Origin of the sequence: Nocardioides sp., from assembly GCF_030019515.1 — a bacterium.
Classification (GTDB): Bacteria; Actinomycetota; Actinomycetes; order Propionibacteriales; family Nocardioidaceae; genus Nocardioides.
On sequence record NZ_JASEEQ010000008.1, the window covers coordinates 98,576 to 120,585 of the forward strand.

The 22,010-nt window shown below is 73.0% G+C and carries 19 protein-coding genes; 14 read left to right on the forward strand and 5 right to left on the reverse strand.

The window, feature by feature from the left end:
• The first annotated feature begins 7 nt into the window (after positions 1 to 7).
• Entirely contained in the window at positions 8 to 1,687 is a 1,680-nt protein-coding gene (locus tag QMC84_RS12990; protein ID WP_300375234.1) for a formate--tetrahydrofolate ligase, read from the forward strand.
• 51 nt (positions 1,688 to 1,738) lie between these two features.
• Positions 1,739 to 2,410 (forward strand): histidine phosphatase family protein, encoded by a 672-nt coding sequence (locus QMC84_RS12995; protein ID WP_300375235.1) that lies wholly within the window; start codon positions 1,739 to 1,741, stop codon positions 2,408 to 2,410.
• Between the two features lie 6 nt (positions 2,411 to 2,416).
• On the opposite strand, the gene QMC84_RS13000 is transcribed toward QMC84_RS12995, so the two are convergent.
• From QMC84_RS13000 to QMC84_RS13010, 3 genes are all read right to left on the reverse strand, one after another.
• Positions 2,417 to 3,469 (reverse strand): hypothetical protein, encoded by a 1,053-nt coding sequence (locus QMC84_RS13000; protein ID WP_300375236.1) that lies wholly within the window; start codon positions 3,467 to 3,469, stop codon positions 2,417 to 2,419.
• A 141-nt stretch (positions 3,470 to 3,610) separates the two neighbouring features.
• Positions 3,611 to 4,900 (reverse strand): alpha/beta fold hydrolase, encoded by a 1,290-nt coding sequence (locus QMC84_RS13005; protein ID WP_300375237.1) that lies wholly within the window; start codon positions 4,898 to 4,900, stop codon positions 3,611 to 3,613.
• A 23-nt stretch (positions 4,901 to 4,923) separates the two neighbouring features.
• Positions 4,924 to 5,664, reverse strand: coding sequence for an RDD family protein (locus QMC84_RS13010; RefSeq protein ID WP_300375238.1), 741 nt, complete (start codon positions 5,662 to 5,664; stop codon positions 4,924 to 4,926).
• A gap of 115 nt (positions 5,665 to 5,779) precedes the next feature.
• Here QMC84_RS13010 and QMC84_RS13015 point away from each other — a divergent pair, with 115 nt between their 5' ends.
• The 11 genes from QMC84_RS13015 (at position 5,780) to QMC84_RS13065 (ending at position 18,413) form a co-directional block, all read left to right on the forward strand.
• Positions 5,780 to 6,409: a TetR/AcrR family transcriptional regulator gene (locus tag QMC84_RS13015; RefSeq protein ID WP_366145750.1), complete on the forward strand. Its 630-nt coding sequence runs from the start codon at positions 5,780 to 5,782 to the stop codon at positions 6,407 to 6,409.
• A complete protein-coding gene (locus QMC84_RS13020) occupies positions 6,406 to 7,212 on the forward strand; it encodes a TIGR03084 family metal-binding protein (protein ID WP_300375240.1) in 807 nt (268 codons plus the stop codon). The genes QMC84_RS13015 and QMC84_RS13020 overlap by 4 nt, the downstream gene beginning before the upstream one ends.
• Positions 7,205 to 8,962 carry an acyclic terpene utilization AtuA family protein gene (locus QMC84_RS13025; RefSeq protein ID WP_300375242.1) on the forward strand — a complete coding sequence of 586 codons (1,758 nt, stop codon included), beginning with the start codon at positions 7,205 to 7,207 and terminating at the stop codon, positions 8,960 to 8,962. Before QMC84_RS13020 ends, QMC84_RS13025 begins: the two co-directional genes overlap by 8 nt.
• The gene (locus QMC84_RS13030) at positions 8,962 to 10,083 is read left to right on the forward strand and encodes an acyl-CoA dehydrogenase family protein (RefSeq protein ID WP_300375243.1); all 1,122 of its coding nucleotides are present in this window, start codon (positions 8,962 to 8,964) and stop codon (positions 10,081 to 10,083) included. Before QMC84_RS13025 ends, QMC84_RS13030 begins: the two co-directional genes overlap by 1 nt.
• The gene (locus QMC84_RS13035; RefSeq protein WP_300375244.1) at positions 10,080 to 10,541 is read left to right on the forward strand and encodes an SRPBCC family protein; all 462 of its coding nucleotides are present in this window, start codon (positions 10,080 to 10,082) and stop codon (positions 10,539 to 10,541) included. Before QMC84_RS13030 ends, QMC84_RS13035 begins: the two co-directional genes overlap by 4 nt.
• A gap of 17 nt (positions 10,542 to 10,558) precedes the next feature.
• Positions 10,559 to 12,109, forward strand: a complete 1,551-nt coding sequence (locus QMC84_RS13040; RefSeq protein ID WP_300375354.1) for an acyl-CoA carboxylase subunit beta — start codon at positions 10,559 to 10,561, stop codon at positions 12,107 to 12,109.
• Entirely contained in the window at positions 12,106 to 14,028 is a 1,923-nt protein-coding gene (locus QMC84_RS13045) for a biotin carboxylase N-terminal domain-containing protein (RefSeq protein WP_300375245.1), read from the forward strand. The genes QMC84_RS13040 and QMC84_RS13045 overlap by 4 nt, the downstream gene beginning before the upstream one ends.
• Entirely contained in the window at positions 14,025 to 15,185 is a 1,161-nt protein-coding gene (locus QMC84_RS13050; protein ID WP_300375246.1) for an acyl-CoA dehydrogenase family protein, read from the forward strand. The genes QMC84_RS13045 and QMC84_RS13050 overlap by 4 nt, the downstream gene beginning before the upstream one ends.
• A 25-nt stretch (positions 15,186 to 15,210) precedes the next feature.
• A complete protein-coding gene (locus QMC84_RS13055) occupies positions 15,211 to 16,005 on the forward strand; it encodes a hypothetical protein (protein WP_300375247.1) in 795 nt (264 codons plus the stop codon).
• 136 nt (positions 16,006 to 16,141) lie between these two features.
• Positions 16,142 to 17,374, forward strand: a complete 1,233-nt coding sequence (gene dinB / locus QMC84_RS13060) for a DNA polymerase IV (protein ID WP_300375248.1) — start codon at positions 16,142 to 16,144, stop codon at positions 17,372 to 17,374.
• A gap of 4 nt (positions 17,375 to 17,378) precedes the next feature.
• The gene (locus tag QMC84_RS13065; RefSeq protein WP_300375249.1) at positions 17,379 to 18,413 is read left to right on the forward strand and encodes a YihY/virulence factor BrkB family protein; all 1,035 of its coding nucleotides are present in this window, start codon (positions 17,379 to 17,381) and stop codon (positions 18,411 to 18,413) included.
• Between the two features lie 31 nt (positions 18,414 to 18,444).
• Here QMC84_RS13065 and QMC84_RS13070 read toward each other — a convergent pair whose 3' ends face one another.
• Positions 18,445 to 20,061: a hypothetical protein gene (locus QMC84_RS13070; RefSeq protein ID WP_300375250.1), complete on the reverse strand. Its 1,617-nt coding sequence runs from the start codon at positions 20,059 to 20,061 to the stop codon at positions 18,445 to 18,447.
• Positions 20,062 to 20,513: 452 nt separating this feature from the next.
• On the opposite strand from QMC84_RS13070, the gene QMC84_RS13075 reads away from it, so the two are divergent.
• On the forward strand, positions 20,514 to 21,581 hold the full coding sequence (locus QMC84_RS13075) for an NADH:flavin oxidoreductase (RefSeq protein ID WP_300375251.1): 1,068 nt from the start codon (positions 20,514 to 20,516) through the stop codon (positions 21,579 to 21,581).
• Here the strand turns inward: QMC84_RS13075 and QMC84_RS13080 are convergent.
• Positions 21,538 to 21,948, reverse strand: a complete 411-nt coding sequence (locus QMC84_RS13080) for a DUF3054 domain-containing protein (protein ID WP_300375355.1) — start codon at positions 21,946 to 21,948, stop codon at positions 21,538 to 21,540. The genes QMC84_RS13075 and QMC84_RS13080 overlap by 44 nt on opposite strands.
• Positions 21,949 to 22,010 lie beyond the last annotated feature (62 nt).

Below are 22,010 nucleotides of genomic sequence, written 5' to 3' on the forward strand. Positions count from 1 at the left end.
CTCGACGGTGCTGTCCGACATCGAGATCGCCGGGGCCGCCACGCTGCGGCCGATCACCGAGGTAGCGGCCGAGTCTCTCGGCATCGCGGCCGAGCACCTGGTGCCGTACGGCCATCACAAGGCGAAGGTCGACATCACCTACCTGAACTCGCTCGCCGACCGGCCGCTGGGCCGCCTGATCCTGGTGACCGCGCTGTCGCCGACCCCGCCGGGCGAGGGCAAGACGACCACGTCGGTCGGCCTCACCGACGCGCTGCACGGGCTGGGCAAGCGGGCCGTCGCCTGCCTGCGGGAGCCGTCGATGGGCCCCGTCTTCGGGCTCAAGGGCGGCGCCGCCGGCGGCGGCTACAGCCAGGTGGTGCCGATGACCGACATCAACCTGCACTTCACCGGCGACTTCGCCGCGATCGCCGCGGCCGACAACCTGCTGGCCGCGCTGATCGACAACCACGTGCACCACGGCAACGAGCTCGACATCGACGTGCGGAGCGTGACCTGGAAGCGGGTGCTCGACACCAACGACCGCGCCCTGCGCGAGGTGGTCGTCGGGCTCGGCGGCCCGTCGAACGGGTTCCCCCGCGAGGACGGCTTCGACATCGTGGTCGCGTCGGAGCTGATGGCGATCTTCTGCCTCACCGAGTCCTGGGCCGACCTGAAGCGCCGCATCGGCGACATCGTCATCGGCTACTCCCGCGCGGGCACGCCGGTGACGGCGCGCGACCTCGGCGCCGACGGCGCGATGGCGGTGCTGCTCCGCGACGCGATCGCGCCGAACCTGGTGCAGACCCTCGAGGGCGCACCGGCGTTCGTCCACGGTGGACCGTTCGCGAACATCGCCCACGGCTGCAGCTCGGTGATGGCCACCCGGGCCGGCCTGCGGCTGGCCGACTACGTCGTCACCGAGGCGGGCTTCGGGGCCGACCTCGGCGCCGAGAAGTTCGTCGACATCAAGTGCCGGATGTCCGGGCTGCGGCCCGACGTCGCCGTCGTCGTCGCGACGGTGCGGGCGCTGAAGTACCACGGCGGCGTGGCGCTCGCGGACCTCGACCGCGAGGACCTCGGCGCCGTCGAGGCCGGGATGGAGAACCTGCGCCGCCACCTGGACAACCTGCGGCACGTGAACGGCGTCCCGTGCGTGGTCGCGGTCAACCGGTTCCCCACGGACACCGACCTCGAGGTGATCAAGGTCGTCGAGCTCGCCGCGTCGTACGGCGTCCCCGCCTATCAGGCGACGCACTTCACCGATGGCGGCATCGGGGCGCAGGACCTCGCCAAGGGCGTGCTGAACGCGCTCGACGAGCCGTCGCCCCACGAGTTCTCCTTCACCTACCCCGACGAGCTGTCGCTGATCGAGAAGGTCGAGGCGGTCGCGACCCGGGTGTACGGCGCCGGGCAGGTCACCTGGGACGGCAAGGCGCGCAAGCGGCTGGCGCGCATCGAGCGGGACGGGTATGGCGCGCTGCCGGTCTGCGTGGCGAAGACGCAGTACTCGTTCTCGACCGATCCCGGCCTCCTCGGCGCGCCCACCGGCCACGAGCTCCGGGTCCGCGAGGTCCGGCTGTCGGCCGGAGCCGGCTTCGTGGTGGTGATCTGCGGCGACATGATGACGATGCCCGGCCTGCCCACCCGCCCGGCCGCGGCGCGGATCGACCTCGCCGACGACGGCACCATCCTCGGGCTGTCCTAGCCACTGGGCCGCCCGCGGAGCCCGATGGGGTCAACGTCTAGGTTGACGCCCATGGGTGTGGTGCTGCTGGTCCGTCACGGCCAGGCGTCGTTCGGTGCGGACGACTACGACGTGCTGTCCGAGACCGGCTGGGAGCAGGGCCGGCTGCTCGGCGCCTGGCTCGCCGAGCGCAAGGTGGTCCCGACGGCGGTGCTCAGCGGCGGGATGCGGCGGCAGCGGGAGACCGCCGAGGCCGTGGCGACCGCCGCGGGCTGGGGGCCGGCGGTCGAGCTGGACGTCGGCTGGGACGAGTTCGACCACCTGGGCGTGGTGGCGGCGTACCCCGACCATCCCGAGGGCGAGCTGGACCGGCGGGAGTTCCAGCGGGTCTTCGAGCTCGCGACCCAGCGTTGGACGGGCGGTCGGTACGACGCGGAGTACCCCGAGTCCTGGCCCGGCTTCGTCCACCGCGTGCGAGCCGCGCTCGACCGGGCGTGCACCGGCGCGGGACCGGGTGGCACGGTCGTCGTGGTGAGCTCGGGCGGCCCGATCGCGGCCGCGTGCGCGGCGCTGGTCGACCCGGACGGCGCGGACCCCGCGACCTATGCGCGGCTGTGGAGCCGCTTCAACACCGTGGTCGTGAACTCCTCGATGTCCCGCGTCCTGGTCGGGTCGACCGGCGCGCGGCTGCTGACCTTCAACGAGCACCCGCACCTCGAGGGCGAGACGCTCACCTACCGGTGACGCAGGTCAGGCGGTCCTCCCGTCGCGCCCGGCACGCCGAGTGATCACGATGCCCGCCCCACCCAGCAGGAACAGGGCAGCGCCACCGCCGATCATGAACCAGACGATGGGCTCGAACGAGACGGGCTCCATCGTCTCGTAGTCGTCCAGGCGCTGGTCGAAGGCTGCCACCAGGCCCTGGAACCGTCCCAACGACGCGGGCAGCTCGGCGAGGGCCGCCGTGGTGGCCGGGAAGTTCTCGGCGAAGAAGGAGTTCAGCTGCTCGGGCGACATGCCCAGCTGGGCCGCCAGGTCGGGCATCATCTCCTGCTGCATCTGGGTGCCCATCGCCGTCAGCGTGGTGAGCGAGCCGGATGCCTGGGTGATCAGCTGCTGGTTGTACACCGGCTTCAGGTTCGCGTTCATCGTGTCGGCGTAGGACGCCTTGTGCGGCATGTTGAGGGCCAGCGGTACGGCGATCAGGAGCGCCCCGGCCACGGTGACGGCGATCGCGCTGCCGCGCGGCCGGAACCACACCCAGGCGCCGAGCCCGACGCTCAGCAGCCCGACGGCGAACAGCGACCACGGCACCGACGTGGCGGGCACGGACTCGGTCGGGATCGCGTCGGCGGCGGCGAAGTAGGGCCGCTGCTCGTCGAGCATGGTCACCAGGGAGGTGAAGCTCGGCGTGATCTGCGGGACGGCTGCGAGGCCGGCGGTCACGTCGGGGTACTGCGCCGCCATCGTGGTGGAGAACTGCTCGGGCGTGACGCCGAGCTGCTGGGCCAGGGCCGGCAGCATCTCGGTCTGGATCTCGGCCCCTGCCGCGGCCAGGGTGTCGATGTCCTGCTGGTCGGTCTGCAGGGCCTTCTGGGACATGATCGGGCGGAAGTCGTCGGTGAGCCGGTCGAACGCGGGCCCCACCTGGAACAGGTTCGCGGCCAGCGTGACCGCGACGAACGTGGCGCCGACCAGCACCAGGAGTCCGGCGGCGACCCGGTGCGGCCAGCCGAAGGCCAGCTGCTGCCGGCTGATCGCCGGACGGTGGAGGTGGGCAGGAACTGTGGGTGTCGCGGCCATGGTCGTCTCCTGTCTCGCCGCAAGGTCGGGAGCCCCCTGCGGTGTGGAGCAGCAGGGCGCCCACCAGCATGGTGGGTACTCCCCGGGGGTGCTCGGCCAGAGGACAATGTCCCGAGGCGGCGGAGGAGAAGTGCCCGCTGACTACCCCTGTGCCATCTCGATCAGTCGCGGGAGGATCCGGCCGGCGTCCGCGCGCAGCCCGTCGTGCTCCCACTCGTTGGTGACCCAGGACCGCACGTTGCCGACCCGCGCCGCGGTGTCGAGCGAGAGCTCGGCGTCGACGTACATGTCGTCGAAGTAGACGACCGCCGCGACCGGGACCTCGTTGGCCGCGAGCCGGTCGAGGTCGTAGAGCGCCGGCCAGTCGTCGTACGCCGCCAGCAGCTCGGCCGCGCCCCGGAACGGGCGCAGCGCCGCGATCTCCTCGAACATCCAGGGGAACATCGTCTCCCCGGTGAGCAGCAGCGGGTCGGCGTCGGCGGCGAACTCCGGCCGCTGCTCGATCGCGCGCTGCGCCGCCCAGGCGGTCGGCGCCATCCCGGGCTGGCCGTAGGTGTACTCCTGCAGCGCCCCCAGTGGCGTGTCCACCCACCCGGTCAGGCCCATGACGGCGTGCCGGAACCCGTCGGCGAGCTCGGCGCCGTGCCAGGCCTCCTCCAGCAGCCAGTGCACCCGGTCGTAGCCGTCGCTCATCCCGAACACCGTGCCGAGGGTCCGCAGCCGGCGTGCCGTCAGCCGGTCGCCGTCGGGCAGCCGGACGTCGTGCTCCTCGAGGTGGTCGGCGATGGCGCGCAGCCGCTGCGCGTCGCCGGGGTGCCGGCCGCGGAACTCGGCGTTCTTGCGGGCGATCCGTGGGAACGTCCGGGCGTAGACGTCGTCGGCGGTCGCGGTGAGGCCGGGCAGCCCGCCGGTCACGTAGCAGGCGCGGAGCCCCTGTGGCGCGCGGGAGAGGTAGGTCATCGTCACGAACCCGCCGTAGCTCTGGCCCAGGGTCGCCCACGGCCGTCCGCCGGCGAGGCGGCCGCGCAGCACCTCGTCGTCGTCGACGATCGCGTCCGCCCGGAAGTGCCGCAGGTACGCCGCGAGGCCCAGGTCGCCCAGGTCGCCCGGGCCTCCGCCACCGATCTGGGCGACGGTCCGCGCGGTGATCGGCGTGCTGCGGCCGGTGCCGCGCTGGTCGAGCAGCAGCACCCGGTGGGTCAGCGCGGCGTGCCGGACCCAGGCGTCGCCGACGCCGCTGCCGGGCCGCGGCGACTTGCCTCCCGGGCCGCCCTGGAGGAACAGCAGCCAGGGCAGGTCGTCGCCCGCACGGTCGGCGTCGACCACCTCGCGGGCGAAGACCTCGATCGCCGGCCCGCCGGGGTCGGCATGGTCGAGCGGGACCTCGACGACGTGGTCGGTCAGGAGCAGGCCGCGGATCCGCGTGGTCACCCCCGCAGGCTACGGCGTAGCGGCTACTTCGCCTTCGGCTGGTTGACCACCACGGTGCTGAGGATCTTGTCGGCGAAGGTCTGCCGCTTGGTGTCCCACAGCGGCCACAGCCAGCCGAGGTAGCAGGCGAGGCTGTCGAGCATGTGCAGCAGGTAGCGCACGAACGACATGCCGCCGCCGATCGGCTGCCCGCTCGACTCGCCGAGCAGCCGGATGCCGACGATGCCCTTGCCCAGGCTGTAGCCGGTGCGGCCCTGCCGGACGCAGGTGTTCCAGATGAAGAACGCCAGCGGCAACAGGAACAGCACCGCGCCCAGGATCACCAACGGCGTCCCCGCGTTGTCCCACTCGCCGGTGGTGTGGCTGACGCCGGCGGGGTCGGTGTAGGTCTCCATGTCCTTGGTGCCGACCGCGATGCCGCCGAAGAGCAGCCCGTACGCCGGGATCGCGATGAGCATCGTGAACAGGCCGTCGAGCAGGTAGCCGCCCGCCCGCTTGCCCCAGTGCGCGTAGTCGTAGACCGGCGCCGGTGCGCCGTACCCCGGCTGGCCGTAGGGCTGGCCGTACGGCTGGCCGTAGGGCGCCTGGCCGTAGGTCTGGCTGTACGGCGGGACCGTCGGCTGCCCGGCCGGCGGGGGTGCGGGCTGCCCGTAGGGCGGCGGGGTCGGCTGGCCGTACGGCGGCGGCGTGGGCTGGCCGGACGGCGGCGGCGGGCCGTACGGGTTCGCGTTGGGGTCCTGCGGCGGGCTCCCGGATTCGGACATGGCCCCAGGGTAGTGATCCGGAGCCGGTCCCGGGCGGTGGTCACCGACGTTCGCAGCAGCATCCTATAAAAAAACAGGCTTGACTGTTTGTTGGTGGGCGGGCCATGCTGGGGCGGTGACGACGGCGACGGGCGGGCCCCAGGCATCGGGCCGGGTCTCGCAGGAGGAGCGCACCCGGCTGATGCGGGCCCGGCTCCTGGAGGCCACGGTCGAGTGCCTGGTCGAGCACGGCTTCGCCGGGACGTCGACGACCCTGGTCTCGGAGCGGGCCGGGGTGAGCCGCGGGGCCCAGCTGCACCACTTCCCGACCAAGAACGCCCTGGTCGTCGCGGCGGTCGAGCACCTCACCGAGAAGCGCGGCACCGAGCTCGCGGCCGCCGCGGTCGGGCTGCCCGCCGGGCAGCGGCGTACCCGGGCGGTGCTGCAGATGCTCGCCGACCACTTCACCGGCCCGGTCTTCACCGCCGCCCTGGAGCTGTGGGTCGCGGCCCGCACCGACGCCGCGCTGCTCGCCGCCGTCGGCCCGCTCGAGCTGCGGGTGGGCCGCGAGACCCACCGGCTGACCGTCGAGCTGCTCGGCGCGGACGAGTCCCGGCCCGGCACCCGCGAGCTGGTGCAGGCCACCCTGGACCTGGTCCGCGGCCTGGGCCTCGCGAACACGATCACCGACGACGCCCGCCGCCGCGGGCGGATCCTCGACCGCTGGGCCGAGGCGCTCGACCAGCAGCTGAAGGAGACCGCATGAGTCTGCTCGACGACCTTCTCGACGACCTGAGGGCCGAGGGCGACCGGCTGTGGAACGCCGTCGCCGGACTCGACGACGACGGCTGGCTGCGGCCGACGCCCGCGCCCGGCTGGAGGGTCGCGACCCAGGTCGCCCACCTGCTCTGGACCGACGAGGTCGCGGTCGTCGCCGCCACGCCCACCCCGGAGGGCAAGCAGGCGTGGGACGCCCTGGTGCTCCAGGCCCTCGAGGACCCGACCGGGTTCGTCGACGCGCAGGCGCACGAGGTGGCCCGGCTGCGGCCCGAGGCGCTGCTGGCCCGGTGGGGCGCCGCCCGCGAGCAGCTGCCGCGGGCGCTGCGGGAGTACCCCGAGGGTCAGAGGATGCCGTGGTTCGGCCCGCCCATGTCGCCCGCCTCGATGGCGACGGCCCGGTTCATGGAGACCTGGGCGCACGCCCTCGACGTGTACGCCGCCCTCGACATGCGCCCCGAGCGCACCGACCGGATCCGGCACGTCGCCCACCTCGGCGTACGCACCCGAGCCTTCGCCTTCTCCGTGCACGGGCTGGACGCCCCGGCCGAGGAGTTCCGCATCGAGCTGACCGCACCGTCCGGCGAGCCGTGGACCTGGGGCCCCGAGGACGCCGCGCAGTCGGTGCGCGGCTCGGCCTGGGACTTCTGCCTGCTGGTCACCCAGCGCGTGCACCGCGACGACACCGACCTGGTCGCCGCCGGCGCCGACGCGGAGAGGTGGCTGACGATCGCGCAGGCGTTCGCCGGTCCCGCCGGTGGGGGGAGGCCTTCTCGTGGACTCGGTGGCTGAGGTGCGAGCGCAGCGAGCCTCGAAGCCGGCACTGCGGATCGGCAACTGCTCCGGCTTCTACGGCGACCGGCTCTCCGCGATGCGGGAGATGCTGGAGGGCCGCCAGGAGGACGGGCACGGCCTGGACGTGCTGACCGGCGACTACCTCGCCGAGCTGACCATGCTGATCCTCGGCAGGGACACCATGAAGGACCCGGCGCTCGGCTACGCGCGCACGTTCGTCCGCCAGCTCGAGGACACCCTCGGCCTCGCGCTCGAGCGCGGGGTGCGGATCGTCAGCAACGCCGGCGGCCTGAACCCCGCGGGCCTGGCCGACCGGATCCGCGAGGTCGCCCGCGGCCTCGGGCTCGACCCGGCGGTCGCGCACGTCGAGGGCGACGACCTGCGCTCGCGCTCCGCCGAGCTGGGGTTCGAGGGCGCGCTCACCGCCAACGCCTACCTCGGCGGCTTCGGCATCGCCGCCGCGCTCGCCGCCGGCGCCGACGTGGTCGTCACCGGCCGGGTCACCGACGCCAGCCTCGTGGTCGGGCCCGCGGTCGCGCACCACGGCTGGACGCCGACGTCGTACGACGAGCTCGCCGGCGCGGTCGTGGCCGGGCACGTGCTCGAGTGCGGCACCCAGGCCACCGGCGGCAACTTCTCCGGCTTCCGCACCCTCCCGCACGACGGGCGCCCGCTCGGCTTCCCGCTCGCGGAGCTCGCGGCCGACGGCTCCTGCGTCGTGACCAAGCAGGCCGGCACCGGCGGCGCGGTCACGGTCGACACCGTCACCGCCCAGCTGATGTACGAGATCCAGAGCACCCGCTATCTCAACCCCGACGTCACCACACACCTCGACACGGTGGCGCTGCGCGAGGTCGGCCACGACCGGGTCGAGATCAGCGGGGTGCGCGGCGGCCCGCCGCCGGAGCGGCTCAAGGTGTGCGTGAACGAGCTCGGGGGCTTCCGCAACACCGTCGAGCTGGTGCTCACCGGTCTCGACATCGACGCGAAGGCCGACTGGGTGCGCGAGCAGCTCGCCCCGGCCCTGACGGCGCAGGAGGTCAGCTGGACCCGGACCGCGCTGCCGCCGCCGGACGCGGACACGGAGGAGGGCGCCTCCTGCCTGCTGCGCTGCACGGTCAAGGACGAGCGCCCCGACCCGGTCGGCCGCGCGTTCACCAGTGCGGCCGTCGAGCTGGCGCTCGCGTCGTACCCCGGCTTCACGATGACCGCCCCGCCCGCGCAGCCCGCGCCATACGGCGTCTACCGCGCGGCGTACGTCGAGCGCGGCGCGGTCACGCACACCGTGGTGCACGCGGACGGCCGCCGCGAGGTGATCGCGGACCCGACCGACCTCGCCGAGGCCGACCACGAGTCCGGCCGGCGCCCGTCGTCGTACGCCGCCCCCGCCGACACGCTCACCCGCCGGGTGCCGCTCGGCACGTTCGTGCACGCGCGGTCCGGCGACAAGGGCGGCGACGCGAACCTCGGGCTCTGGGTGGTCAACGACGGGTCCGGGAAGTACGACGCCCGGGTGACCTGGCTGGCGAAGCTGATCTCCGAGCGGATGGTCCGCGAGCTGGTGCCGGAGGCGGCCGACCTCGAGGTGGAGGTCCACGTGCTGCCCAACCTCGGTGGCGTCAACGTGCTGATCCGCGGGCTGCTCGGTGACGGGGTGGCGGCCTCGACCCGGTTCGACCCGCAGGCGAAGGGGCTCGGCGAGTGGGTGCGGTCCCGGATGGTGCACGTGCAGGAGGGGCTGCTCTGATGAGCGACCTGAGGGCCCTGGGCGCCGAGTTCGTCCGCCGCGAGGTGGTGCCGTACCTCCAGGAGTGGGAGGACGCCGGCGAGATCCCGCGCGAGCTGCACCGGACGGCCGCCGGGCAGGGCCTGCTCGGCATCTCCTTCCCCGAGGAGGTCGGCGGTGGGGGCGGCGACGTCCTGGACACCGTCGAGCTCCAGGAGGGGATGTTCGAGGCCGGCGCGTCCAGCGGGCTGATGGCCGGCCTGTTCACCGGCGGCATCGCGCTGCCGCACATCGCGGCCCACGGCTCGCCCGACCTGGTCGACCGGTTCGTCCGGCCGACCCTGGCGGGGGAGCGGATCGGGGCGCTCGGCGTCACCGAGCCCGGCGGCGGATCGGACGTCGCCGGCATCCGGACCACGGCCCGCCGGGAGGGCGACGTCTACGTCGTCAACGGCGCGAAGACGTTCATCACCAGCGGGGTGCGCGGCGACTTCGTGACGACCGCGGTCCGCACCGGCGGCGCCGGTCACGCGGGCCTGTCGCTGCTCGTGATCGAGAAGGGCGCGCCCGGCTTCACCGTCGACCGGGCGCTGACCAAGATGGGCTGGCACTGCTCCGACACCGCCGAGCTGTCGTTCGTCGACGTCGAGGTGCCGGTCGCGAACCTGGTCGGCGAGGAGAACGCCGGCTTCTACTACATCGCCGAGCAGTTCGTCGTCGAGCGGCTCGCGCTCGCGGTGCACGCCTACGGCATCGCCGCCCGGTCGCTCGAGCTGACCGCGGCGTACTGCCGCGACCGGGAGACCTTCGGCAAGCCGCTGATCGCCAACCAGGTGGTGCGGCACAAGCTCGTGGAGATGCGGAGGCAGGTCGAGGTGGCCCGCGCCTACACCCGCGAGGTGGCGGCGCGCCACGTGCGCGGAGACAGCGTGATCGCCGAGGTGTGCCTCGCGAAGCAGACCGCCTGCGATGCCGCGACGTACGTCTGTGACCAGGCCGTCCAGCTGCACGGCGGGACGGGATACATGCACGGGACCGAGGTGGAGCGGCACTACCGCGACGCCCGGATCCTGCCGATCGGAGGAGGTGCGACCGAGGTGCTGACTGATCTCGCCGCGAAGCTGCTGGGGTACGCCCGATGACGGGCATGGGTGGCGAGGTCTCGCTGCACATGGACGCTCCGCCCGAGAAGGTGTGGGCGCTGGTCAGCGACGTCACCCGGATCGGGGAGTTCTCGCCCGAGACCTTCGAGGCGCGGTGGACCCGCGGCTCGACCGGTCCCGAGGTGGGCGCGTCGTTCAAGGGCCACGTGCGCCGCAACGGCGTGGGGCCGACGTACTGGTCGCCGTGCCAGGTGACCGCCTGCGTGCCGAACGAGCTGTTCGAGTTCGCGGTCGGCACCGACCAGGTGACCGTCAACAACTGGGGCTACCGGCTCGAGCCGGACGGCACCGGCACCCGCGTCACCGAGTACTTCCGGTTGGAGCCGAAGCCCTACCTGCGCGCCTACTGGCTGCTGCTCGGCCGGCTCCGCGGGCGCACCAACGAGCGCGGCATGCGCACCACGCTGGAGCGGATGAAGGCGGTGGTCGAGGCGTGAGCACCCATCGCGAGGCGATGCTCGACAAGCTCGCCGCGCTCGACACCGAGCACGCCAAGGCGGTCGCCGGCGGCGGGGAGAAGTACGTCGGGCGGCACCACGCGCGGGGCAAGCTGCTGCCCCGCGAGCGGATCGAGCTGCTCGTCGACGAGGGCTCGGCGTTCCTGGAGCTCAGCCCGCTCGCCGGCTGGGGCTCGGACTTCCCGGTCGGCGCGTCCGTGGTCACCGGCATCGGCGTGGTCGAGGGCGTCGAGTGCATGATCACCGCGAACGACCCGACCGTGAAGGGCGGCGCGAGCAACCCCTGGACGGTCAAGAAGATCTTCCGGGCCTCGCAGATCGCCGAGGAGAACGGGCTGCCCACCGTCTCCCTGGTCGAGTCGGGCGGCGCGGACCTGCCGACCCAGAAGGAGATCTTCATCCCGGGCGGCAAGCTGTTCCGCGACATCACCCGGGCCAGTGCGCGCAAGCAGCCGACGGTCGCGCTGGTCTTCGGCAACTCGACCGCCGGTGGCGCCTACGTGCCGGGCATGTCGGACTACACCGTGATGGTCAGGGAGCAGGCGAAGGTGTTCCTGGGCGGCCCGCCGCTGGTGAAGATGGCGACCGGCGAGGAGTCCGACGACGAGTCGCTCGGCGGCGCCGAGATGCACGCCCGGATCTCCGGGCTGGCCGACTACCTCGCCGAGGACGAGCTGGACGCGATCCGGATCGGCCGGCGGATCGTCGCGCGGCTGAACTGGCGGAAGGCCTCGGCCGCCCCCGCCTCCTTTGCCGAGCCGGACGAGGACCCGGACGGGCTGCTCGACCTGATCCCCACGGACCTCAAGGAGCCGTTCGACCCGCGCGAGGTGATCCGGCGGGTCTGTGACGGGGTGTCCGCCACGAACGGCGCGGTGTTCGACGAGTTCAAGCCGCTCTACGGCACCTCGCTGGTCACCGGCTGGGCGCGGATCCACGGCCGCCCGGTCGGGATCCTCGCCAACGCGCAGGGGGTGCTGTTCTCCGAGGAGGCGCAGAAGGCCACCCAGTTCGTGCAGCTCGCGAACCAGACCGACACCCCGCTGCTGTTCCTGCACAACACGACCGGCTACATGGTCGGCAAGGAGTACGAGCAGGGCGGCATCATCAAGCACGGCGCGATGATGATCAACGCGATCAGCAACTCCACGGTCCCGCACCTGAGCGTGATCATGGGCGCGTCGTACGGCGCCGGGAACTACGGCATGAACGGGCGCGCCTACGACCCGCGGTTCCTGTTCACCTGGCCCTCGGCGAAGTCGGCCGTGATGGGCCCCCAGCAGCTCGCCGGCGTGCTCGAGATCGTGGCGCAGCAGTCCGCCGAGGCCAAGGGCGAGGTCTTCGACGCCGAGGGCTTCAAGGGGATCAAGGAGATCGTCGAGGCGCAGATCGAGGAGCAGTCGCTGCCGCACTTCCTCTCCGGGATGCTCTACGACGACGGCGTGATCGACCCACGCGACACCCGCACGATCCTGGGCATCTGCCTGTCCGTGATCGAGAACATGCCGTACGTCGGCACCGACCGATTCGGAGTCTTCCGGCCATGACCAAGGGAACGATCAGCCGACTCCTCGTCGCCAACCGCGCCGAGATCGCCTCCCGGGTGTTCCGCACCTGCCGCGGCCTCGGCATCGAGACCGTCGCGATCCACTCGGACGCGGACGCCGACCTGCCCTACGTGCGGGAGGCGGACCACGCCGTACGCCTGCCGGGCAACGCGCCCGGCGAGACCTACCTGCGCATCGACCTGGTGCTCGACGCCGCGCGGCGCTCGGGCGCGGACGCGATCCATCCCGGCTACGGCTTCCTGTCCGAGAACGCCGAGTTCGCGCGGGCGGTGATCGACGCCGGGCTCACCTGGGTCGGTCCGGCACCCGAGTCGATCGACGCGATGGGCTCGAAGATCGAGGCCAAGCGGATCATGAAGGCCGCCGGGGTCCCGATCCTCGAGGCGCCGGACGAGCCGACCGAGGCCGACCTTCCCCTGCTGGTCAAGGCGTCCGCCGGTGGTGGCGGTCGCGGCATGCGCGTCGTCCGCGCGCTCGCCGACCTCCCGGGCGAGATCGAGAAGGCGCAGGCCGAGGCGGCGTCGGCGTTCGGCGACGGCACGGTCTTCGTCGAGCCGTACGTCGAGCACGGTCGCCACGTCGAGGTGCAGGTCGTCGGCACCAGCGTCTACGGCGACCGCGACTGCTCGCTGCAGCGTCGGCACCAGAAGGTCGTCGAGGAGGCGCCGGCACCGGGGCTCAGCGACGAGGTCCGCGCCGGGCTGCACGACGCGGCTCGCAGGGCCGCCGAGGCGATCGACTACCGCGGCGCCGGCACCGTCGAGTTCCTCTACGACCCGGCCACCGAGCGGTTCTGGTTCCTGGAGATGAACACCCGGCTCCAGGTCGAGCACCCGGTCACCGAGCTGGTGGCGGGCGTCGACCTGGTGGCGTTGCAGATCCGCGACGCCGAGGCGAGCTGGTTCATGGGCTGGCCGGACCCGCCGCGCAGCCATGCGATCGAGGTGCGGCTGTACGCCGAGGACCCCATCGCCGACTACCAGCCGCAGAGTGGCACGCTGACGACGTTCGACATCCCCCAGGAGGACGGCATCCGCGTGGACGCCGGCTTCGAGTCCGGGAGCACGGTGTCGACGCACTACGACGCGATGATCGCCAAGGTGATCGCGCACGCGCCGACCCGGGAGGCGGCGGCCCGCAAGCTCGCGGGCGTGCTGTCCCGGGCCAGGATCCACGGGCTGGTCACCAACCGGGACCTGCTGGTGAGCGTCCTGCGCGACCCGGCGTTCCTGCGCGGCGAGGTCAGCACCGACTTCCTGTCGTCCGACGGGGTTTCGAGGGTCGCCGCGCTGGCACCTCGACCGCCGTCCGCGGATGCGGCGGTGGCGGCGGCGATCGCGCTCGCCGAGCGGGCCGTGGCGACCAGGACCGTCCAGCGCGGGATCCCGGTCGCCTGGCGCAACGTGGTCTCCCAGCCGCAGCGGACCGAGTTCGACGGCGACGTCGCCGTGGAGTGGTGGGGCGGTCGTGACGGGTACCGGGTCGTGGGCCACGAGGTGATCGCCGTGGTCTCGACAGGCTCGACCGACGAGTGGCAGGTGACGCTCGAGACCGACGGCGTGCGCACGACGTACTCGATCGCCGTCAACGGAGCCGATGTGAACGTCGACAGCCCGCGGGGTCACGTCCGGCTCACCCGGGTGCCGCGGTTCGTCGACCCGGCCGAGCAGGTCGCCAGCGGCAGCCTGCTGGCGCCGATGCCCGGCACCGTCGTCAGCGTCGCGGTCGAGGCCGGCCAGCAGGTCGAGGCCGGGCAGCCGGTGCTGGTGCTCGAGGCCATGAAGATGCAGCACACCGTGAGCGCGCCGTACGCCGGCACGGTCACGGAGATCGACGTCAAACCCGGTGCGCAGGTCGCCGCCGGAGAGGTACTCGCCGTAGTGGAGGAGCAGGAGTGAACGCGTTCACCGAGTCCCAGGAGCGTCAGGAGCTCCGCAAGGCCGTGGCCAGGCTGGCCGGCAAGTACGGCCGCGAGTGGTTCGCCGAGAAGGCGCGCAGCGGGGAGAAGACCACCGAGCTGTGGCTGGAGATCGGCAAGCACGGCTACCTCGGCATCAACATCCCCGAGGAGCACGGCGGGGGTGGCGGCGGCATCGGCGACATCGCGGCGGTCTGCGAGGAGCTGGCCGCCCAGGGCTGCCCGCTGCTGCTCATGGTCGTCAGCCCCGCGATCTGCGGCACGATCATCAGCCGCTACGGCACCTCGGAGCAGAAGCAGCGCTGGCTGCCCGGCATCTGCGACGGCACCGGCACGATGGCGTTCGCGATCACCGAGCCGGACGCCGGCACCAACACCCACAACATCACCACCACCGCGCGGCGTGACGGCGACGGTTGGGTGCTCACCGGCCGCAAGATCTACATCTCCGGCGTCGACGAGGCCGACAACATGCTGGTCGTCGCGCGCACCGAGGACGCGCGGACCGGCAAGCTCAAGCCCTGCCTGTTCGTGGTGCCGACCGACGCCGAGGGTCTGGAGGCCAAGGCGATCGCGATGGAGATCGTCAGCCCCGAGCTGCAGTTCGCGGTGTTCCTCGATGACGTGCGGCTGCCCGCCGACGCCCTGGTGGGCGACGAGGACGGCGGCCTGGTGCAGCTGTTCGCCGGGCTCAACCCCGAGCGGATCATGGCGGCGTCGTTCTCGACCGGCCTGGCCCGCTACGCGCTGGACAAGGCCGCGGCGTACGCCAAGGAGCGCACGGTGTTCCAGGGGCCGATCGGCGCGCATCAGGCGATCGCGCACCCGCTGGCGGAGTCGCACATCGAGATCGAGATGGCGCGGCTGATGACCCAGAAGGCCGCCGCCCTCTACGACGCCGGGGACGACATGGGCGCCGGGGAGGCCGCGAACATGGCCAAGTACGCCGCCGCCGAGGCCGCCTGCCGGGCCGTCGACCGGGCCGTGCAGACCCACGGCGGCAACGGCATCACCCAGGAGTACGGCGTGGCCGGGCTGCTGGTCGCCAGCCGCGCCGGCCGGATCGCGCCGGTGAGCCGGGAGATGATCCTCAACTTCGTCGCGATGCACTCCCTGGGGCTGCCGAAGTCGTACTGACCGGGACCGGCCCCATACTCAAGGGGTGACCTCCTTCGAGCTCGACGGCGCCGCGGCGCTGGAGCAGTACGCCCCGGCGGCCGCGGCGGCGTTCCGTCGAGTCCAGGAGGTTCGCCCCTCGGGTCTCTACGACGAGGTGCTGGAGAGCCCGGCGGTCGTGGCGTTCGTCGACCAGTTCCGGGTCGACGTCTCCCAGGTCGACGAGCGGCTGCGCTCCGGCTTCGCCGACGCGACCGGCAAGCGGCTCTTCGACGTGGCGCAGATGGTGTGGGTCTCCGACGTGAGCCCCCGGCTGGAGGCGGCCCTCGACGCCGTGTTCGCGCCCTCGGCCTGGCCGGCCGTGCCGCGCCGGATGCCGGTCGCGGATATCTGGAGCCTCGTCGAGTCGTTCCTGGCGAGCGTGGCGCTGCTCGACCGGGTCGACCCGACGACCACCGAGCTGGTGCGGCTGCGCGGCGCGCGCCAGCACGCCTGCCGACTGTGTGCGTCGCGCCGCTCGGTGGCCGCGATCGACGCGGGCGCCGACGACGTGACGTTCGAGGCCGTGGACCACTACGAGAGCAGTGACCTGTCGCCGGTCGCCAAGGCGGCGCTGGCGCTGACCGACGCCATCATCTGGACCCCGCTCGCGATCCCCGAGTCGGTCGTCGCCGACGTACGCCGCGAGCTCACCCCGGCGCAGGCCGTCGAGGTCGTGCTCGACGTGGTCCGCAACGCCGCCAACAAGATCGCGGTCGGGCTCGGCTCGGACGCCGCGGCCGTGACCGAGGGCGTGGAGCTGTTCGTCACCGAGCCGGACGGCACCCTGACGGTCGTCTGAACCCGCACTCCCCGGGTGAGGCCGTGGCAGGGGTCTTCGACGGGTTCGCGACGATCGTCGCGCTCATCGCGCCGGCTCCTCCTCGCGCCACCTCGACAGGACCGAACAATTGTTCGATACTGGTTGGGTGGGCAGGATGGCGAGCAGGCCGGAGGCGAGCATCCTGCACGCCGACCTCGACTCGTTCTTCGCCTCGGTCGAGCAGCGCGACGACCCTCGGCTGCGCAACCGGGCGGTGATCGTCGGCGGCGGCGTGGTGCTGGCCGCGAGCTATGAGGCGAAGGCCTTCGGGGTGCGCTCGGCGATGGGCGGACGAGAGGCCTCGCGGCTCTGCCCCGACGCGATCGTGGTGCCACCGCGGTTCTCGGCGTACGTCGAGGCCAGCAAGCAGGTCTTCGCGATCTTCGAGGACACCACGCCGCTGGTCGAGGGGATCTCGATCGACGAGGCGTTCCTCGACGTCGGCGGGCTGCGGCGCCTGGTCGGTCCGCCCGAGCAGATCGGCAGCGACCTGCGGTCCCGGGTGCGCGACGAGGTCGGGCTGCCGATCTCGGTCGGGATCGCGCGCACCAAGTACCTCGCGAAGGTCGCGAGCGCGGTGTCCAAGCCCGACGGGCTGCTCACCGTGCCGCCGGACGGCGAGGAGGCGTTCCTCCACCCGCTCCCGATCGAACGGCTCTGGGGCGTCGGCGCCGTCACCGCGGCCAAGCTGCACGCCGAGGGCATCCGCAGCATCGGCGAGCTCGCGGCCCGCGAGCAGGTCGAGCTGAGCGCGACCGTCGGCAAGGCCGCCGGCCGGCACCTGTGGGCGCTGGCGAACCTGCTCGACCCGCGCCCGGTCGAGGTGGGCCGGCGGCGCCGCTCGATCGGCTCGCAGTGCGCGATCGGCCGGCCGGGGAGGCCCAAGAGCCGCGGTGACCTCGAGGCCCTGCTGGCCGGCCTCGTCGACCGGGTGGCGCGGCGGCTGCGCGCGGGCGAGCGGATCGGGCAGACGTTCACGCTCCGGCTGCGGTTCGACGACTTCAGCCGGGCGACCCGCTCCGCGACGCTGGCGCACTCGACCGCCACCACGGCGACCTGGCTGGAGACCGGACGGCGGCTGCTGGCCACCAGCTGGCCGCTCATCGAGGAGCGCGGCTGCACGCTGCTCGGCGTCACGATCTCCGGGCTGGTCGACGGCCGCTCCCAGCAGCTCGAGCTGCCGCTGTTCCCCGACACCGTGCACGAGCACGGCCTCGACGCCGCGCTGGACCGGGTGCGCGAGCGGTTCGGGTCCGCCTCGGTGACCCGGGCGGTGCTGGTCGGCCGACGCACCGGCCTCGAGATGCCCACACTCCCCGACCCCGGACCGCCGACGCCGGTACCGTGAGCGGGTGGGCAGGGCACTGGACGCCGTCGACCGCGGGCAGCGTCGCTTCCCGCCGATCGCCGTGCCCCTGGCCGTGATCTACAAGTACTCCGACGACCAGGGCAACTACCTGGCCGCGATCATCACCTACTACGCGTTCATCGCGATCTTCCCGCTGCTGCTGCTCGGTACGTCGATCCTGGGCTTCATCCTCCAGGGCAACCCGGGCCTGGAGTCCGACCTGCTCGACTCCGCGCTCAGCCAGTTCCCGATCATCGGCGACCAGCTCGGCCAGCCCGAGGGCCTGCAGGGCTCGACCGCCGGTGTGGTGGTCGGTGCGCTGGTGGCGCTGTACGGCTCGCTCGGCCTGGGCCAGGCGCTCCAGAACGCGCTCAACATCGCCTGGTCCGTCCCCCGCAACCGCCGCCCGAACCCGCTCCTGCTGCGGCTCAAGAGCCTCGGCCTGCTGCTCACGGCCGGCGTCGCCCTGCTGGTGCTCTCGATCCTCTCCGCGCTGGGCAGCAGCACCGAGGTGCTCGGCGACACGATCGCCAGCTATCGCTGGCCGATCGTGATCGGCAGCGTCCTGGTGATCACCGCGGTCCTGGCGGTGCTGTTCCAGTTCGGCGTCGCCCGAAGCCACGACTTCCGCGCTGCGCTGCCCGGCGCGTTCACGGTCGCCGTCCTGTGGCAGTCCCTGCAGTACTTCGGCACGCTCTACGTGACCAACGTGCTCGCCGAGACGAGCCAGATGAACAAGACCTTCGGCCTGGTCCTCGGCCTGATCGGGATCCTGTTCATCGGCGCCGTCATGGGGGTGCTGGGCATCGAGGTCAACGTCGTGCTCTCCCACCGCCTCTGGCCGCGAGCGCTGCTGACGCCGTTCACCGACAAGGTGGACCTGACCGACGCGGACAAGCGGGCCTACGCCGACTACGTCAAGGCCCAGCGCCACAAGGGGTTCCAGAACGTCGAGGTCACCTTCGACGGGCCCACGGTCGCGCTGCCCGTGGTGGCCGACGACGACAGCGAGGCGGAGGAGCCGGCGCAGGACGGGTAGGCCGTGCGGTGCCGGGCTCGTCAGCAGCCGGTCAGCAGCCCGTCGCGGGGTGCCGCTTCAGCTTGTCCCGGCTCACCGTCTGGCGCCCCGAGGTGATCGGGAACCCGCGCTGCCAGTCCGAGACCAGGCTCACCTGGTTCATCTCCTGCTGGCCCGCGCCGGTCAGCGTGAGCCGCAGCGTCATCGGCACGCCCGGGAACGCCGCGGGGTCGGAGACCGACCCGACCGGCTTGCCGTCCAGGAACCAGGTGAGGTGGCTCTTGGACACCTCGACCGCGACCGCGTAGGCCGAGTGGAGCGGCGTGGCCGAGGCCGTCGCGGCACCGCTCCAGCGGTACTTCGCGGAGCGGGCGCCGAAGCGCACCCTGCGGGAGAACGGCGAGATGCTCGCGATCTCGATGGTGTGGCTGCTGCAGGCGCGCCCGGACGTCCTCTCGGGGACGAGCTCGGCGCGTACGCCGTACGCGCGACCGCCGGTCTCGTAGGCGCCGCGGATCCGCATCCGGGCCTCCCACCGGCCCTGGGCGGCGGCGTTGCCGGTCAGCGTGGCGCGGGTGCTGCCGAAGTCGCCGGGGCCGGCGCCGTAGAAGCGCTTGCTGTCGAGGGTCAGCTGCCCGTTCTGCTTGCTGACCCGGCCGGCGCCGTCGACGTAGTCGACCCAGTGCCCCCGGGGGCGGGTCCCGCGCGCCGGACCGCCGGTGAGCGACTGGCCGTGCTCCCACGCGAAGTCCCAGTACAGCGGGTACCAGCCGTACCGCTCGCTCGCGGTCGGGGTCGGCGCCCCGCTGCCGAAGGCGGCGCTGTCCCGCGGCGGCGACGAGGCGGTGGCGAGCGCCTCGCGGCGCTGCTGCTCGTACCGGTCCCACGCGTCGGAGCCGACGTAGACCCAGAGCGGGAAGGACTGGGTCCAGCCGATCTCGTTGCCGTCCTGGCGGTAGTCCTCCTCGCGGACCCGGAACACCGCGACGCCGGCCTGCTCGGTGAGCCCGCTGAACCGGCCGAGGCCGTCGTCGCCGACCTCGGTCCTGGCGACCGCGCGCCAGGTGTCACCGTCCACGCGCCGCTGCAGCGTCAGCGTCCGGCCGGCGAACACGGGCAGGCCCTGGGAGGACGGGCTGCGGAAGATGTTGTCCGGGGTCGTGTCGACGACGATGTCGAAGGGCCGGTCCGCAGGGACGAGGCCGGGCTCACCGGTGTTGTTGTCCCGCTGCCCGGCGACCCGGAGCGTGAGGTCCTGGGTCTTGGCAAGGAACAGCCGGGACGGCGAGACGTGCGACCCGGCCTTGACCCGGTAGCGGATGTTGAACATCCCGGGCGCCGGGTAGCTGAACGAGAAGCTGCCGTCGGCGCGGGTCCTGGCGTCGAACCCGGCGACGGTGGTCCACCGGTCGCCGGGCCGGCCCATGTGGAACTGCAGGGCGAGGGAGCGCACGCCCGGGGCGCCGACGTTCCCGGTCCAGGTCAGCCGCTGCCCGCCGACGTAGGTCGAGGGCGACACCGAGAGCGCCGCGGAGGCGCCATACGCCGGCTGCCCGGAGGGCACCGTGACCAGCGCGAGGCTCGCCACGACCAGGAACAGGCTGGCGAGCACGACCAGCACCCGCCGCTGCGACGGGTCGTGGGACCGATCCCGAGAGAACGACAGCATGTGAAGACACATCGGCAGCTGGTGCCGGGAGTTGAGAGCGGCCGGCCATCGACCCCGTCACACTCGGCGGTCGAGGCTCGTGGGGGCACCGTGTCAGGCATGTCCCTGCCCACGCCCAAGGCCCCGACACGGTGACCCCCGAGGAGGTCAGCCGGTACGCAGCGGGTCGCTGCCGCGGGTGAAGCGGAAGCGGACCGGGTCGCGTCCGGCCCGGTACGTCGAGGACCGCCTGGCGTGGGAGCTGCAGCGACGCCGAGCACCCGCCCCGCCGGGAAGGAGAAGACCCCGCCGGCGTCTCGGGTCGCCAGCGGGGTCGTGGACAACGCTACCGGGCGCAGCAGCCGTCCGGGCCCGGCGTACCGCGCCTTGAGGAAACCTGGAGGATTCCGGCGCTACCGTCGCGGGACCGACCCGCGTCCGGGGCGGCCACGGGGCGCGGGGAGGATGATCCCGTGACCTCGATCGCCGACCGCCTCTCGTTCGCCCATGGCCCGGACTGGCGCAACCGCGTCGCGCTGGCGCCGCTCACCAACACCCAGAGCCACGCGGACGGCACCCTGTCGGAGGACGAGACCCGCTGGCTGGAGGCCCGCGGCGAGGGCGGCTTCGGGCTGGTGATGACCGCGGCGGCGTACGTCGCTCCGGCCGGGCACGCGTGGGACGGGCAGCTGGGGGTCGCGTCCGACGCGCACCTGCCGGGGCTGACCGCGCTGGCGCAGCGGCTGCGTGCGACCGGGGCCCGCTCGTCGGTGCAGCTCCACCACGGCGGTCGACGGGCGGACCCGGCGCTCAGCGGCCGGCCGAACCAGTGCCCGTGGGACGACCCGGCCAAGCAGGCGGTCGCGATGACCACCGCCGAGGTCGAGCAGCTGGTGGCCGACTTCGTCGCCGCGGCCGTCCGGGCCGAGCGCGCGGGCTTCGACGGGGTCGAGGTGCACGGGGCGCACGGCTACCTGCTCGGGCAGTTCCTCGACGGGCGCAACCTGCGCACCGACGGGTACGGCGGCTCCCTGGACCACCGGATCCGCGTGGTCCTCGAGGTGGTCGAGAGCATCCGGGCGGCCACCGGGCCGGACTTCCAGCTGGGCCTGCGGCTGACCCCGGAGGGCAACGGCATCACCCTCGAGGAGGGCCGGGAGACGGCCCGGCGGATGCTCGACTCCGGCCTCCTGGACTACCTGGACATGTCGCTGTGGGACGTGTTCATGCGCCCCCGCGGCGGTGCGGCGGGGCTGCTCATCGAGCACTTCACCGACCTGCCCCGCGGCGCGACCCGGCTCGGGGTCGCCGGCCGGGTGCTCTCGGGCGCCGACGCCCGGTGGTGCCTCGAGCAGGGCGCGGACATCGTGACGGTCGGCTTCGGCGCGATCTTCCACCACGACTTCGCGTCCCGGGTGCTCGCCGACCCCGACTTCGCGGCGCGACCCGGGCCGCTGAGCCGCGAGGAGCTCCGCGCGGAGGCGGTGGGCCCGGCCTTCATCGACTACCTGGCCGCCGGCTGGGACGACGTCGTCGCCTGAGGCCGGCGAGCCAGACCACCCCGCGCCAGCCCAACATCGTCGCGGTCAGGAACAGGCCGGCCACGACGAGGAAGCCGGGCGCCAGGCCGCGGCCCGAGAGCGCGCGCAGGAGCATGCCGAGCAGGTAGGTCACCGCCACGACGCTCGCCCCACCGGGCCAGACCCGACGGGTCTCCCGGTCCTGGGAGACCAGCCCGGCGTGGGCGGCGCCGGCGGCCACCGCGAACGGCCATGCGATGGCCAGCAGCACCCAGTCGGACTCGCCCGCCTCGTGCGAGCTCTTGCCGCCGAGGGCGAGCGCCAGGACGCACGCGAGGTCGGCGGCCAGCGGCCAGAGCCAGCCTCGGGTCGGTCGGAGGGGCGTCATCACGGGCCCAGGATGTCAGCGTGGCCGGGCGATGGCGTGTCGAGGTCGAGCGCGATGTCGGT